The organism is Legionella nautarum (assembly GCF_001467895.1).
Classification (GTDB): Bacteria; Pseudomonadota; Gammaproteobacteria; order Legionellales; family Legionellaceae; genus Tatlockia; species Tatlockia nautarum.
Map to the genome: position 1 here is coordinate 1 of NZ_LNYO01000024.1, position 14,188 is coordinate 14,188.

The window sequence follows — 14,188 nt, forward strand, 5'->3', positions numbered from 1 at the left end:
TATAAATTTTTCCTTCCAGATTTGTTTGCCATCAATCAATGTTTGCATAGGAGTTCGTCCACAGCACATTTTGCCTTGATGAGTGCGTTCATTATTATAAGTCGAGTAGCCACTCCCCATTATTGAGGAGCAGCCCTCTAAGAACGATGCGGGCTAGTTTCCCAGCACATCGCTCAAGCCCTCATAAGGCTGATTGAATGCAGCCCAGCAGTTGCAGCGTGTGTGGGCAGATTTGCTTTTCTGATTTTCTTCTCCCGTTCTTTGAAGTACTCTTTGAAGCGGGGGTTAAATGGATTTGCCTCTGCTTTCACTTTTATATGACGTCTTATGTGTGTGTCCGTTGCACGTTTGAGATAAAGAGTTTTCTTATTTCCTTCTTTGTCTTTTATGGTGCAATGAAACCGCCAATTGTCTCCAGCAAGTGCCGTAAAGTATTTACGAGAAATCCAATGTTTGCCTTTTCTGGCGTGTCTTTTCAGGCACCAGTTTTTTAGGGCTGAGTAGATTTCAAAGTCGATCTTTGCGAATACTTTTGACGATACGCCTCCTTTATAATAGTTTGTCCATCCAGTTATTTTTTGGTTCAACTGGCGGATCAATATTTCTGTAGGAAGGGCTATTGCTGATTTGATAATTGCTCGAACATCCTCGAGAAACGTTTTAATACTTGCCTTAGATGGCTTAATTAATAGTTTCCCACCCGAGTATTTTCGGACATTGAATCCAAGAAAGTTGAATCCGTCTTCTATTTTGGTTATTTTGCTTTTCTCAATGGATAACTCCAAGCCGACTTCTTTTAGTGACACGATTAAGGTCGGTATTACCTTGTCCCTCAGATATTGCTCACTTGCAGCAGTTACTATAAAATCATCGGCATAAGTGATCATGTGAATCTTTTCCTTATCCCGCTGTCTTTTCCTTGTGCTGACTAATTTAGTTTCAAGCCCTGAGAGAGCTATCACTGCAAGTGTTGGTGAAATAATACCGCCTTGAGGTGTCCCAAGTTCAGTTGGATGGTGTTTTCCATCCTCCATGAATCCAGCTTTTAGAAATTTTCTAAGAACAGTTTTGTTCATAGGAACATTATCTAATAACCACTCATGGCTGATTTGATCAAAACAGGCACGGATGTCGCCTTCAAAGATCCATTGTGCTGAGTTTCTTCTTGCCAGCATTTTGAAGCATTGCTCTATAGCATCATGTGTCGAACGCTTTGGTCTAAAACCATAGGCATTTGGATCTGCTCTTTCTTCCGCAATCGGCACCAGAGCTGCATGCCATAGGGCTTGCATGCATCGATCTTTGATAGTTGGAATTGAGAGCGGTCTCAGCTTTCCTGATTTCTTGGGGATATATATTCTTCTTAAAGGTAAAGGTTTGTACCCTCGATTTTTAAGTTCGAATATGGCCTTCATCTTTTGTTGGGGTGTTCTCAGAACCACACCATCGACGCCCGGTGTTTTTCCACCAGTGCTGCTAGTTACTCGTTTTATGGCAGTACATCTTCCATAAAATGAACTCGTCAGAAGTCGTTGCAGAGCCTTGACTTTGCCGCGATGTCCTTCTCTCTCTGCCTTGGCGATACGCGTTTGAAGTCGAAATACGTGTGCTTTTGCCTTTGACCAAGGTATTGAATCCCAAGTACATAGGCGCTGCGCCGAAGAGGCACCAACAGTGTTACCTATCGTCATTTGCGTTTCTTCGTTATTTTGATTCTTCAAATTATCTCACCAGTTTGGACCAGTCCGAAGTGGGCGCACTTTCATGCTGTGTGATGGCACACTATCTAGTTCATTACAAACTAGCTTTTGCTTTCTCGGACATCCTTTGCCTGCATGATCATAGTGCATCTTACGATGAACCTTTCCATAGGGAACCATACAGGTTTACCACGTTCCGCCATTAGAGCATGTGAACTTAGCCGCCCGCTATAGACCGAGAAGTTATGGTGGCTACGAGGAAGGTTACCCCCAGCTTCCTCCAACTTCTATGCCATGGTAACAGCCGTTTACCATGGGCTCGCCTCTGTCGATCTTTCAACACAGGTTCAGGTATCTTCGGCATATTCACTACCTTGCGCTTACCCGGATCACGGCTTCCAGGAGGATTATTCACTTGCGCTTCAAATCCCACACTTGCGTGTTTCGCTACTTTGTCCGATCCGCTCTTTATTCAGGATCGTAGGTTCATCCAGTAGCATGGATGGCGGTATCAGAGCACCGCAGCTCTATTTGGCGACATCGTGTCGCACGGGGTTTGAAGTCCTCATGGCCGAAAACGTACGCTAAGCTAGAATTCAGTGCGAATTAAAAACAATATGGATTTTTTCTGTTATAGAAATTATTAAAATAACGCAATCATGATGATTTTTTATTTTTAATATTTATTATAAATCATATAGATACTGCTTGGCGTACGTTTTCGGCCATGAGGACTTCAAACCCCCTGATGGTGGCATAGGCTGTTTTCATGGATTGAAACCCTCGAACAGGATTGATAAGACGTTTGAGCTTACCATGGTCTGCTTCCAGGCGGTTGTTGCGATACTTGATCTGGTGGTGTTCTGTATTTTCAGAAAGACTTCCTTCCTGCTTCAGCTCCCTGATTGCCTGCCCGTAGGCCGGATTTTTATCCGTATTAATAACGGTCAAATCACAGGTTGGATTACTTTTAATAAGCTTTTTCAGGAAGCGTTTCGCAGCCTTTGCATTCCTGCGGTGCGAAAGATAAAAATCAATGGTATTACTATGTTCATCTAAGGCTCGGTAGAGATACTTCCATTCGCCTTTTACACGTATGTAAGTTTCATCCAGATGCCATCTGCTGGAATAGCGCCTTTTATACCAGTCAAGCCGTTTCTTCAGTTCCGGCGCATAGTGCTGAACCCATCGATAGAGCGTTGTATGATCAATGGACAAACCTCTCTCTGATATCATTTCTTCCAGGTCACGATAGCTGATCCCATATTTACAGTACCAGCGCACGCATTGCAGAATAACCTCACCATGAAAATGACGCCATTTGAACTCCGGATTCTTCATGGTTAGGAACTCCTGAATAAAATTACTCAAGTATAATTCAGTGTTTGGTTTTTGCAACGGAGCCCAATTTTTTATCTAATGAAGAGCTAATTCGCTTTTGCCTCGCTTCTGTAATTAAACCCATATTAATAATTTCAAATTGCAAAATTTTACTGTTATCGCGGTATTTAATATCTGATTTGGCCTCATGAATGAGATAATGTTCCCAGGTTATAATTATGAATAATTTGCTTAAACTCTGCAGGACTATAGGTATGATGCCAATGCTTTAGATAAATTTCTTTGGGTATGATAAGTATATCCACCTGATTTTCTGCAACAATAGTCGCATTTCTTATATCGCCACGTATTACACCGGTACTACCCAGAGGAATCCAGGGGGAGACTTCAAACATACTGTAACCACCACCAGGAATACCTTTTAATCCCAAGCCTAGCGGAATATAAACAAACCCGGCATAGTCTCCTGCATGCGTCAGCACTTGTCCGGTTTCCAGGGTAAACAATTTGACGTAATCAAATCCTCCATCCAATGGAATAGAATCGACTTTATGGCCTGTTTGGCCAATATTATGCAAAATCTGTTGTTTATACGACGTATCCCAGTCAACGGTTTTCGCGGTTATATATCGCTGCTTTTCCTCTGCCGGTACTTTTTGCAAGGATGGAACCAGCTTTATTAATGGCTCAAGTGCAGGATTTCCTTTAATCAATGTGGTGCGCAAGGCAGGTGTAAAGTTCATATTGTCCTCGGTTGATTCCAGCAAAATGAATATTTTTTTATTTTTTTTTAAAAAATTTCCCGTTTCAGCGGCCAATTCAGGTGGGCGGTAAAAACCGTCAATCACATCTGCCTGGATATCTCCAATCAGCATCGCTGCGCTGTTAATGGCTTTTTCAGTTGCCTCTTTTGTTGCAAATTCCCCTCGATAAAATGCAAAACTTAAATTACCTTCAGGCGTTAAACTAACGCTGGAAAGATTGGCTTCAGCAGAATTTATAGGCCTGTCGCCTGATAATAAAAATAATTTATTAGCTCCCATCTTTAAGGCATAAACAGCATTAGCAGTGCATTGATCAATAAAGATTTGATAATCTCCTGATGTTTTAAGCGCAGTACCTCGTTGTCGCATGGCATCTGCACTGCGAATCAAACGTACGGTATCCAGTACATCTTCCGTAAATTCAATAAGATTTGCTGAAGTACGGTCGGTAAGCCAATGGTAAGATTGATGGGCAAAATCCTCATAATAGGCAGCGAGGATTTTAGCCTGCGTATCGGTAGTTTGTGTATGTTTAAGTTGTTGATATTGTGCTTCGGCTTCCTCTAACTCTCTTTGCTTTATAGTATTGGGCTTTGATTTTAATTGCCTGATTTTTTTTTCCCAGAAAATTTCAACCAGGGTATGTCTTAAACAATAATGCATCTGTTTTTGCAAATTGATTGTATTATTAATCATACTGATTGGTACTGAGCTTTTGCTATGACAATAGGCTAAAGCAAGTAATTCCCTTATCATAATTTGTGGCTCAACCTTTATTGATTTTTCTCTGTAAAAATTTAATATTTTCCAGGGGATTCCGCCAACATTATGTTGCCAAATCATATTAATAATTTCATCATAATGCGGAGAAAATGCTTCATGAGCTACGTATTCAGCATGAGTTGCCCGGCCAAATGGGGTTGTGTTAAGCATACCAATATCATGAAAATACGCCAGCAAGCAGGCATAAGCTTTCATGAATTCAAGCCGAAAATTATCACGGTGTGGAATTAACACGCCATTAATTTGTGGCAAAAGCTCTAACACCAATCGCGCAATATCACGAATATGAACTACGCCATGATCCGTATAAAGAGCAATATGAGCCAAAGGATCTTCTAAAAAAAGGGGATCCTGAATTACATTTTCGAATAATAAATTTTTATTAATTTTTTCTTCATACATTTTTTCAATAATTTCTTGCAATGCAGGAGGGATATAATGATTTAAATTATGGTCTGTAGTTATGTTTATCATGAGAGGCTCATTTTATAGTAATTTTTCCAAAATTTTCTGAATAAATTTTTCCATTAATCGTGGAATATCATTGGATTTTTGCCCTAAAATGCGATTAACAATGATTGCACTTAATGAACAACAGTGGTGATTTAATACACGGCCCAAGGCATAAATGCCGGATGTTTCCATTTCAAAATTGGTGATGCGAATTCCTTGTTGTCGAAATGATTGTAATTTATTCAAAATATCCGGAAATGCTATTGTTGCACGTAGTTGTCGTCCTTGAGGTGCATAAAATCCGACACAAGTTGCTGTGATTCCACTGATAAACGTATCCGCAAACTGATCAGCAAGGATGTCTGAACCACTCACTAAATAAGGTTGCATATTGGCTGGAAAAATATCCAGATGATTATGAATAGCTTGCTGCAAATCAATTTCATTTTGGTAAGGAGTGGTATACTGGTAATAACGCAGGAGATTATCAAAACCCAGGGCAAATCTTGCCAGCAGAAATGAATTTACGGGTATGTCGGCTTGCATAGAACCCGAAGTACCCACGCGAATAATATTTAATGATTTGAGAGTGGATTTAACAGTACGTGATTGCAGATCAATATTGGCCAAAGCATCTAATTCATTGATACAAATATCAATATTGTCAGTTCCTATTCCTGTTGATATTACGCTAATGTGTTTGCCATTAAGATAACCGGTATGGGTTGTAAATTCACGATTTTGGCGCTTGCATTCGATTTTATCAAAATGTTTACTGATATCGGCAACGCGCTCAGGATCGCCAACCGTAATGATTGTATCTGCTATCTCATAGGGGAATAGGGCTAAGTGATAAATACTGCCGTTCGGATTTAGTATTAAACTTGCTTCGTCAAACATAAAACATCCTGCTGATGTTTAATACAATTTACTATAGTTGGTGAATTGGGAGTAAGCAAGGAGATTATTTTTAACTATTTGATTTCATTATTAAATTATTGAATTAGGCCAAAATAAGATATTATTTTTGTGAATCCACGCATTGGGGATAACATAGTGAACATTGCCTGCATACATATTGAGTTAAAATCTACTTCAGCAAATTGATTTTGAACAGCTTGAGCTTCAATCACGCTCACAAATCAATGATATACGACAAGAGTCTGAGGTTGATGTGCTTTTCAAAACCAAAATAGGTAAAAAGGAGGCTTATCTATATATTCTATTAGAGCACCAGTCTTCGCCTGATGAACTAATGCCTTTTCGTTTATTAAAGTATCTTTGCAATATTATGGATAATCATTTGAAAAGCCAGAAAGCCAAAAAATTACCGCTGGTCTATCCGCTTGTCATTTATCATGGAAAGCGCAAGTATCCTTTTTCAACGAATCTCTCTGATTTAATTGATGCACCTAAGGAATTGGTAGATTCTTATTTTTTAAAACCATTTCAACTCATGGACTTAGGGCAAATTGATGATAAAGTTCTAAAACAGCATGCTTGGTCAGGTGTTATGGAGTTTGCCTTAAAGCACATTTTTGCCAGAGACATCTTACCTTATTTAAAAGAAATTGCAGATATTTTGCATAAACTGACCCTATCAGGTGGCCGCCATTATATCGAGATTGTGTTACAATATTTGTTAGAACGAGGGGAATTAAGTGATCAAAGTAAGTTTTTTTCGCTCATTAACAAAGAAATATTCCCTGATGTCGGAGAAAAAATCATGAGTCTGCAGAACAATTGAGACAAGAAGGTATAGAAAAAGGACGTAGAGAGGCGGAACTTGAAATGGCTCAACGCATGCTTGATGCAGGCTCAGAGCTCGTTTTTATAGCGAAAGTAACTGGCCTATCAACCAATGAAATAAAAGCTTTACAGAAAAAATAATAAGTTTTATATGAAATGGAAAAGTGTTGATGAGCGGCCTCTTAAATACGGTCGCTATTTAGCTTTATCAAAAAATAAAAAAATCTATATTTGTGAATATGAGATCTTTAATGATACTTGGTGGGATGAGTATTTCTCACAAAAACCTGCCGAAGTAACACACTGGATGGAGTTGCCAGGATTAACAAAAGAATAAATACAATATGATTGAAATTGACTCAGCCTTATTAAGTAAAATGGCTTTAGAAAATTTAATAATAGAAGTAATTACTCGCCAAGCTACAGAGTATGGCGAATTTGAAATTAATCTTCAAATTAAAAAAGAGCAGCTTTTGGATAAAATTAAGAATGGAAGTGCAGTAATAGTATATTGCGCGAAAGAAAATATTTGCGATGTAATAACAGCGGATGATTTTATAAAATTTCAGAAGCAATTAATAAAAGACCATTTAGAGTAATAATAAAAATTCTATTATAATCAATGAGTTAGGTCTGATTATCTATATTAATCAGACTTAATTGTGATGCCACAGCAAACAACCGCGCTACTCTACCTTCTATTTTGAATTTCTTAAATTTTATTCAATTTTGCTGGTGGGCTAGTTGATCTTAAATATTTTCTCTCTTAGCCTTGCAGCTGTAGGTGAAGGACACTAAAATTGCAAAATTTTAAAGCATTTGGAGCAAAGAAAAAATTCTTTCCCTTTATCAACTGGGTGTTCCCATGCAAAAAATGATTACAATACACCTGGTTATGTAAAGTATCTGTCACTTAAAGCCTTTATTAACAAATCAAACCAAGTTTCTGTGTATGAATAATCTCATCTTCTATAAACAACGATTTAATCTTGCCAATGCCACTTTCATCCCTATTGAGCATGAAGAAGCAATGGTTGCCATTGTATATAAAATTGTTATTCCAAAAAGCAGCTCGTTTATTTTGAAAATATGCCCACGAGCTGAAGATTACTGGCGTGAAGTTTATTTTTTAAATTTTCTTGCAGATGTATTACCAGTCGCCAAAATTATACAGGCAGAACCACCAACCGTATCAAATTATGGCGCTATCTTAATGGAGTGTTTTTCAGGTAATCTACTGAACAAAAAAGACATTACCGATAAAATTAGCTATGAAACGGGAGTATTACTCGCAAGTCTTCATCTTAATCGAGTTTATCAGTATGGTGATTTAACTCAAAAACACAGTTTAAGTCCAGATCCACGTACCCCATTCAAGCATAAATTTGAAGAAAGTTTTTCGGAATGTTGTAATAATTTACCCAAAGAGCTCATTGAAAAATCCTGGCAATATTATAAGACACATGTTGATGCATTGAATTTAGTAGATGGCGCATGCCTAATTCATCGTGATTTTAGACCTGGTAATATAATTTTATTTGATGGGAAAATTACAGGTATTATTGACTGGGCTTCCGCACGTGCGAGCTTTGCCGAAGAGGACTTTAGTCCTTTAGAGCTTAATGAATGGTCAGATGAATCCAAGCTAAAAAAATCCTTTTTAAAAGGTTATGCGAGCATACGTCCAATCCCTAAATATCAGCTAATAATTCCTCTCTTACTTATGAATCGTGCTTTTTCGATTATAGGATTTACTGTTAAAAAAGGAACTTGGAATAATATTAATGCCCCTGCGTATCAGGCTAATCTTAAATACCTGGATGGCTTTTTTAAAAAACAATCAATTTAAAAGCTCATTGCCAGTTTGGACCAGATATGCGGTGCGCTAGGATAAGGCGCAGTTGTCTTGCAGGTGAAAGTCCTGCTGTAGAAGGTAGAGCCAGTACTACTACATAGCGAGTCTTGCAACTCTGGCGGTAACAAAAGAGTTGAAGCGTAGACAGCGAAATTTGCGAGCCGTAACAAACGTGAACATGAATTAGCCTCGAAAGTGGTCATCATGGCTGCTGATACCGTCGCATAGGTAGCAAGCAACAGACATAGAACGGTCAACTGGTAAATCCAATCTATGTCAGCCATCGGGGTTCTAAATGACAGCGAGTAAATAGAGATGACTGACGCAACCTAGGAAACCCTTAGTATTCTTCCAGGAAGGGAGTATTTGGAAGCAAATGCTAAAACATAAGTGACCAGAGATGGTACTAAGGGCGGCTGAATCAGCTGTAGTAGCTATGAAGCGAGTAATGATCGTGGAGCGAAGGGCTGGTAGATAAATCACGTGAAAAGGGGAAACCATGTCCATACACAGCATTGATGGAGAACCATGGAAAACGAAACTAGATCGCATTAGCGAGTTATCAGCAGGAGATAAATCAATAAAGTTCAATAATCTTGGGCATTTGATTGATATATCCATGCTGAAAGAACAATACCACCTGCTAGAAGGAAATAAAGCGGTGGGAATAGATGGTATTACCAAAATTGCCTATGGAGAACGACTAGAAGAAAATCTTAAACAGCTTCTGGCTCGAATTCGTAAAGGTACTTATAATCCACAGCCGGCAAAATGGATAGAAATTCCAAAAGAAGATGGGAGTAAAAGGCCCTTAGCAATCGCGTGTTTAGAAGACAAACTAGTGCAAAGCACAGTTAATGTTATTCTGGCATCGATCTTTGAACCACTATTCCTTAATTGCTCTTATGGATTTCGACCTGGAAAAAGCTGTCATGATGCACTTAGGGCGCTAAATCAAAGTACATTCCACTATTGGGACGGCGCTATAGTTGAAATTGATTTGCGTCAATGTTTCAACTCAATTTCTCATGAAAAGCTCATGGGCTGCTTGTCTAATAAAATATCAGATAAGCGCTTTCTACGATTAGTAACTATCCTGCTTAAGACCCCGACACTCCAAGGAAAGCAGGTCATTCCTAATCAAAAAGGTTGCCCACAAGGGTCTATTTTGTCCCCAATACTTTGTAATATCTATCTGCATGAAGTTATTGATAGTTGGTTTGCTCAAATCAGGCAAACTCACTTGCGAGGTAAAGCAGAGTTAATTCGGTACTGTGACGATATGGTGTTTGTGTTCCAACGAAAGGAAGATGCTGAACGTTTTTACAATGTACTTCCTAAGCGATTAACCAAATACGAACTCACGCTTCATGAGGAAAAATCGCAACTTATTTGCTCAGGCCATGCAGCGGCGGCTCGTAGTCATAATCAGGGTAAACGTTTACCGACCTACAAATTCCTGGGGTTTACTTGTTACTGGGGTAAAACGCGAAATGGGTACTGGCGACTAAAATTTATCGGGAAACCAGATAGCAACAGAGAATACGAAGCCTTATCTAAACTTATAGAGGAACCAGTCTACTCACAGGAAAACCCATGATAGATGAACTAAATTTATAGGGGATTGTGATTGCCTTTCATGTCGAACTGCACTTGAAGTGGGCTCTTTATCAACCGCACTCAAAGGATGTAATGCATTGGTATTTACTGCGTAACTTGATGAAAATGCTGTAATTATCCGCAAAAAAATCTGCGAACATCTCATTTGTTTGGGCATTAAAATAGATGATAAAACTAATGAGCTGAATTGAGTTATTATTAGTGATAATGAAAGTAAAATTATAATCAGCGTCATGCCAACAAATGAGAATATATGATTGCGAAACATATACCTGGAACATAGTTGAAACACATTAGAAGAAGAGCACAAAAATCGAGTCAACTAGAATCTTTGCATCCTATTAAAATGGTCGTGTTTGCAATCATTTTAGGTATTTTATGTGGATTAGGGACAATATTATTTCGTAATTTAGTCGCCCTTATCCATAATGTCGCTTTTTTGGGTCATTTCAGTTTTATTTATAATGAAAATTTTCATACATTAGCCAGCTTATGGGGATTAGGAGCTATTCTTATACCTATGGTTGGCAGCATCATTGTTATTTGGCTCCTCAAAAAATTTGCTCCTGGACAAAGTGGGCTTGGAGTTCCAGAGATTTTAAAAGCTATATTTTACCAAGAGGGAAGAATTCAACCTTCAGTCTCCTTGGCTAAAATAATAGCATCTACTATAACCATAGGGACTGGAGGCTCAGTAGGACGTGAGGGTCCTGTTTTTCAAATTGGCGCGTTGTTAAGTTCCATCATCAGTAATTTGCTGCATTTATCCATACAACAAAGAAAAATGCTCATTGCGGCAGGCGTAGCCGCTTGTACCGCTGTAATATTCGATGCTCCCTTCGCTGGAATTATATTCGCCAGTGAATTTATGTTGGAGACCATTTCTTTTTTTGGTGTAGCGCTTATTATTATTGCTACATTTTTTGCTCTTGGCATTGAATATATTTTGATTAATGTAAAGCCGATTTTTTCTATTCAATCAGTAACTCAAATAAATAGTAACCTGACGTTACCTAATCTTTTGTTATTTGTTTCTTTTGGAATGGTTGTAGGAATCATTTCAATTGTGCTAATCCGGAGCGTTTATTACTTCGAAGATTTTTTTAATAGATACTTTAAAAGTTTGTATCTGCGTCATATGACTGGAATGTTAATTGTCGGCTGTTTCATGTATTTATCAATGAATTTATTCGGTCATTACTACATCGAAGGAATAGGATTTGCAACAATTCAAGACTGCCTCAACAATCAGATACTCAATCCACGGTTGTTAGTTTTTTTGGTTTTAACTAAATTATTGGCGACTTGTTTGACCCTAGGCTCAGGTGCATCTGGAGGAATATTTTCACCTTCATTATTTATAGGAGCAATCTTAGGGAGCGTTTTCGCTCTTGTGATTAATTATTTGGTCCCAACAGTTGCTGTCGCCCCAGTCTTGTTTACCTTAATCGGTATGGCAGCAATGTTAGGAAGTACCACAGGCGCATTAATTACCTCAATCATTTTGACTTGTGAAATGATGAGAAATTATCATTTTATTTTACCTCTAATAATCACTGTACTAATCGCTTATCTTGTTCGTTACTTTTTTTGCCGTGAAAATATATACACTTTAAAATTGCATCGACGAGGTATTGATTTATCGCGAGGATATCTTAATTAGCTTTAAAAGCTCTTCTTCAGGGTTCTCTCGACTTATTTTTTCTCTTGCTTTTTTACTTTACTTGGTTTTTTTTTCAAATTCATAGTCTGATCCTTCCTCGAAAACTTGTACCAGCAATAAGCTGCTAACCTAAAGGATTCCGTTGCAAAAACGAACGATGGGTTATACTTCAAGGTAAAACGATTAAACGAGATTGAAATGCCTTCAACGCAACCTGCAGCATTTAAACGGCGTCATTTTAATGATGAAGTAATCCTGCAATGTGCGCGCTGGTATTGTAAATAAGGCATCAGCTATAGGGATTTGGAAGAAATGATGAGAGACCTGTTTTACAGAGATATCTTTTATTAATGAGCAAATTGGACTTTACAGCTGAGATCTGTCCAAGACTTATTTTTTCTTAAGCTGATTCTTTTGTAACAGAACCAGTTTTTCTATAAGGAAATTTATCATGACCGAAAGAAATAAATCATATGATAAAATTGTTTATGTTTTACAAGGTGGCGGTGCTTTAGGTTCATATCAATTAGGGGTTTGTGAGGCGTTATTAGAGCATGATTATAGTCCAGACTGGGTAGTGGGGACTTCTATTGGAGCGATTAATTCGGCAATTATTGCAGGGAATAAACCTCAGAACCGCGTTACGAAATTAAATGAATTTTGGAGTTCAATCACATCTTCATTACCCAGGTTTATTGATGCAGAAGATAATATTTTACTCCAAGAGTTCCAGAATTATATGTCTGCTTATTGGATTGCTTTTTTTGGACAAGATAACTTTTTTAAGCCATGGTTGATAAATCCAATATTCTTTTCAGCAAACACACCAGATAAAATTAGTATTTATGATACAAGCGAATTGCGTAAAACTTTAGAAAAAGTAATCGACTTTAAGTTAATTAATCAAAAAAAAACCCGATTGACAGTTGGGGCTGTTCGCATAAAAGGAGGAAAAACAGTTCACTTTGACAATACTCATCAAGAAATTGGGCCTGAGCATATTATGGCGAGCTGTGCGTTACCCCCTGGATTTCCTGCAGTTAAAATTGCTAATGAGTATTATTGGGATGGAGGGCTAAGTTCTAATACTCCATTTGCTGTTCTTTTAGAAGAGAAAATGCCTAAAAGACTATTATGCTTTATTGTTAATCTCTTTTCCTATCCTGAAAATCTCCCTTCATCATTTATGGATGTTTTGAAGTGCAAAAAGGAAATAGTATTCGCAAGCCGTCATCATAAAGTATTAGACTATTTTAGTGAGCTCCATTATCTCCAACATACTATTCATGAATTACCTAAAGAACTAATAAAAGATAAAGACATTAAGCATGCCATGCAAAGAATTGTGCAATCTGGTCATCCTACAGCACTCAATATTGTTCGTTTTCATTATCAAAAAGAGAAAAGTGATTTACTAAGTAAAGACTATAATTTTTCTGAACAGGCAATTAAAGCGCATAGGAATTTAGGATATACCGATGCACAAAAGGCTATAAAAAAGTCTACTTGGCAGTCATTTTCTGTTGGTGATAAAGGAGCTATCATTCATGAGTTTTAATAAAGAACAATGTATGAGAAATGTACGTTAGAAAAAAGAAATATGAAAAAATTGCTTGTTTTTGCTTCAAAATATGCCCGAATCTTTATTCCTTCTACTTCCTGAAGTTGTATTAAAGATTTTTTGCACATAACACTATAGATATTATTATCGTTTATAACGTAGCAATATGATATAGTTTCTAGCTCAATAAACGAGCATATAATACATCTTTTAATTTGGTCTTGGGAATTTAGTATGCCTAATTTAGTTAAGGTTTTTTTTATCTTTTTAGGAGTAATTTCATTTTCACCTCTTATGGCATCAAAGCCAACCAGGGCCGAAAGTACAACATCAGTTCGACCTGCAATACTATTTCAAGTTGTTCAAAATCAAATGGTATTTGATGCGTCAACTGTTGAAAATGCAACACTGGTCTCCCCAGAAAACCCAAGGGAAACCTATGGAGTACAATTGAAATTAAAACCCCTGGCTGCTAATAAATTTGACCAACTTACTGAAGACGGTATAGGTAAGAAGGGAAATATCATCTTGAATGATAGGCTAATATCCTCCGCAATAATCCGAGGAAAACTGGGGGCTGAGTTTTTGGTAGCAGGATTAACCAAAGAACAAGCAGAGCAATTTATTAAAAGCTTAGCGCTATTACCAAAATAATTTACTGGCCCAGGGGGAGCAATGGGGGTTTCCCGCATATCTAGA

General features: G+C 37.7%; 13 protein-coding genes and 1 pseudogene. 10 read left to right on the forward strand and 4 right to left on the reverse strand.

Features of this window, described 5'->3' with window-relative positions; genetic code table 11:
- Positions 1 to 173: 173 nt before the first annotated feature.
- The 4 genes from ltrA to Lnau_RS11855 all read right to left on the reverse strand — a co-directional run bounded on the left by ltrA (position 174) and on the right by Lnau_RS11855 (position 5,941).
- Positions 174 to 1,721 carry a group II intron reverse transcriptase/maturase gene (gene ltrA, locus Lnau_RS11840; protein ID WP_065240296.1) on the reverse strand — a complete coding sequence of 516 codons (1,548 nt, stop codon included), beginning with the start codon at positions 1,719 to 1,721 and terminating at the stop codon, positions 174 to 176.
- Positions 1,722 to 2,393: 672 nt separating this feature from the next.
- Complete coding sequence (locus Lnau_RS11845; RefSeq protein WP_058505363.1) at positions 2,394 to 3,041, reverse strand: IS6 family transposase; 648 nt, start codon at positions 3,039 to 3,041, stop codon at positions 2,394 to 2,396.
- A gap of 185 nt (positions 3,042 to 3,226) precedes the next feature.
- Positions 3,227 to 5,062 (reverse strand): cyclic nucleotide-binding domain-containing protein, encoded by a 1,836-nt coding sequence (locus Lnau_RS11850; RefSeq protein ID WP_058505364.1) that lies wholly within the window; start codon positions 5,060 to 5,062, stop codon positions 3,227 to 3,229.
- Between the two features lie 12 nt (positions 5,063 to 5,074).
- Complete coding sequence (locus Lnau_RS11855; RefSeq protein ID WP_058505365.1) at positions 5,075 to 5,941, reverse strand: nucleoside phosphorylase; 867 nt, start codon at positions 5,939 to 5,941, stop codon at positions 5,075 to 5,077.
- Between the two features lie 202 nt (positions 5,942 to 6,143).
- On the opposite strand from Lnau_RS11855, the gene Lnau_RS11860 reads away from it, so the two are divergent.
- The 10 genes and pseudogenes from Lnau_RS11860 (at position 6,144) to Lnau_RS11900 (ending at position 14,143) form a co-directional block, all read left to right on the forward strand.
- The gene (locus Lnau_RS11860) at positions 6,144 to 6,788 is read left to right on the forward strand and encodes an Rpn family recombination-promoting nuclease/putative transposase (protein WP_083503838.1); all 645 of its coding nucleotides are present in this window, start codon (positions 6,144 to 6,146) and stop codon (positions 6,786 to 6,788) included.
- The gene (locus tag Lnau_RS16465; RefSeq protein ID WP_157070658.1) at positions 6,785 to 6,931 is read left to right on the forward strand and encodes a hypothetical protein; all 147 of its coding nucleotides are present in this window, start codon (positions 6,785 to 6,787) and stop codon (positions 6,929 to 6,931) included. Before Lnau_RS11860 ends, Lnau_RS16465 begins: the two co-directional genes overlap by 4 nt.
- Positions 6,932 to 6,941: 10 nt before the next feature.
- Complete coding sequence (locus Lnau_RS11865) at positions 6,942 to 7,127, forward strand: DUF551 domain-containing protein (protein WP_058505367.1); 186 nt, start codon at positions 6,942 to 6,944, stop codon at positions 7,125 to 7,127.
- A gap of 7 nt (positions 7,128 to 7,134) precedes the next feature.
- Positions 7,135 to 7,389: a YheU family protein gene (locus Lnau_RS11870; RefSeq protein ID WP_058505368.1), complete on the forward strand. Its 255-nt coding sequence runs from the start codon at positions 7,135 to 7,137 to the stop codon at positions 7,387 to 7,389.
- Positions 7,390 to 7,742: 353 nt separating this feature from the next.
- Positions 7,743 to 8,639 carry an aminoglycoside phosphotransferase family protein gene (locus Lnau_RS11875; protein WP_058505369.1) on the forward strand — a complete coding sequence of 299 codons (897 nt, stop codon included), beginning with the start codon at positions 7,743 to 7,745 and terminating at the stop codon, positions 8,637 to 8,639.
- A 505-nt stretch (positions 8,640 to 9,144) separates the two neighbouring features.
- On the forward strand, positions 9,145 to 10,245 hold the full coding sequence (locus Lnau_RS11880; RefSeq protein ID WP_058505370.1) for a reverse transcriptase domain-containing protein: 1,101 nt from the start codon (positions 9,145 to 9,147) through the stop codon (positions 10,243 to 10,245).
- Between the two features lie 303 nt (positions 10,246 to 10,548).
- Positions 10,549 to 11,928 carry a chloride channel protein gene (locus Lnau_RS11890; protein WP_058505372.1) on the forward strand — a complete coding sequence of 460 codons (1,380 nt, stop codon included), beginning with the start codon at positions 10,549 to 10,551 and terminating at the stop codon, positions 11,926 to 11,928.
- A 198-nt stretch (positions 11,929 to 12,126) separates the two neighbouring features.
- Positions 12,127 to 12,210: pseudogene (locus Lnau_RS16925) on the forward strand (IS6 family transposase); the annotation flags it as partial.
- Between the two features lie 169 nt (positions 12,211 to 12,379).
- On the forward strand, positions 12,380 to 13,486 hold the full coding sequence (locus tag Lnau_RS11895) for a patatin-like phospholipase family protein (RefSeq protein WP_058505373.1): 1,107 nt from the start codon (positions 12,380 to 12,382) through the stop codon (positions 13,484 to 13,486).
- A 237-nt stretch (positions 13,487 to 13,723) separates the two neighbouring features.
- Positions 13,724 to 14,143, forward strand: coding sequence for a SecDF P1 head subdomain-containing protein (locus Lnau_RS11900; RefSeq protein WP_065240297.1), 420 nt, complete (start codon positions 13,724 to 13,726; stop codon positions 14,141 to 14,143).
- Positions 14,144 to 14,188: the final 45 nt, after the last annotated feature.

Coding starts and splice junctions, on each gene's coding strand:
- Lnau_RS11855 (WP_058505365.1), bottom strand. CDS start 5,941: ATGTTTGACGAAGCAAGTTTAATACTAAATCCGAACGGCAGTATTTAT.
- Lnau_RS11850 (WP_058505364.1), bottom strand. CDS start 5,062: ATGATAAACATAACTACAGACCATAATTTAAATCATTATATCCCTCCT.
- Lnau_RS11900 (WP_065240297.1), top strand. CDS start 13,724: ATGCCTAATTTAGTTAAGGTTTTTTTTATCTTTTTAGGAGTAATTTCA.
- Lnau_RS11895 (WP_058505373.1), top strand. CDS start 12,380: ATGACCGAAAGAAATAAATCATATGATAAAATTGTTTATGTTTTACAA.
- Lnau_RS11880 (WP_058505370.1), top strand. CDS start 9,145: ATGTCCATACACAGCATTGATGGAGAACCATGGAAAACGAAACTAGAT.
- Lnau_RS11870 (WP_058505368.1), top strand. CDS start 7,135: ATGATTGAAATTGACTCAGCCTTATTAAGTAAAATGGCTTTAGAAAAT.
- Lnau_RS11875 (WP_058505369.1), top strand. CDS start 7,743: ATGAATAATCTCATCTTCTATAAACAACGATTTAATCTTGCCAATGCC.
- Lnau_RS11845 (WP_058505363.1), bottom strand. CDS start 3,041: ATGAAGAATCCGGAGTTCAAATGGCGTCATTTTCATGGTGAGGTTATT.
- Lnau_RS11865 (WP_058505367.1), top strand. CDS start 6,942: ATGAAATGGAAAAGTGTTGATGAGCGGCCTCTTAAATACGGTCGCTAT.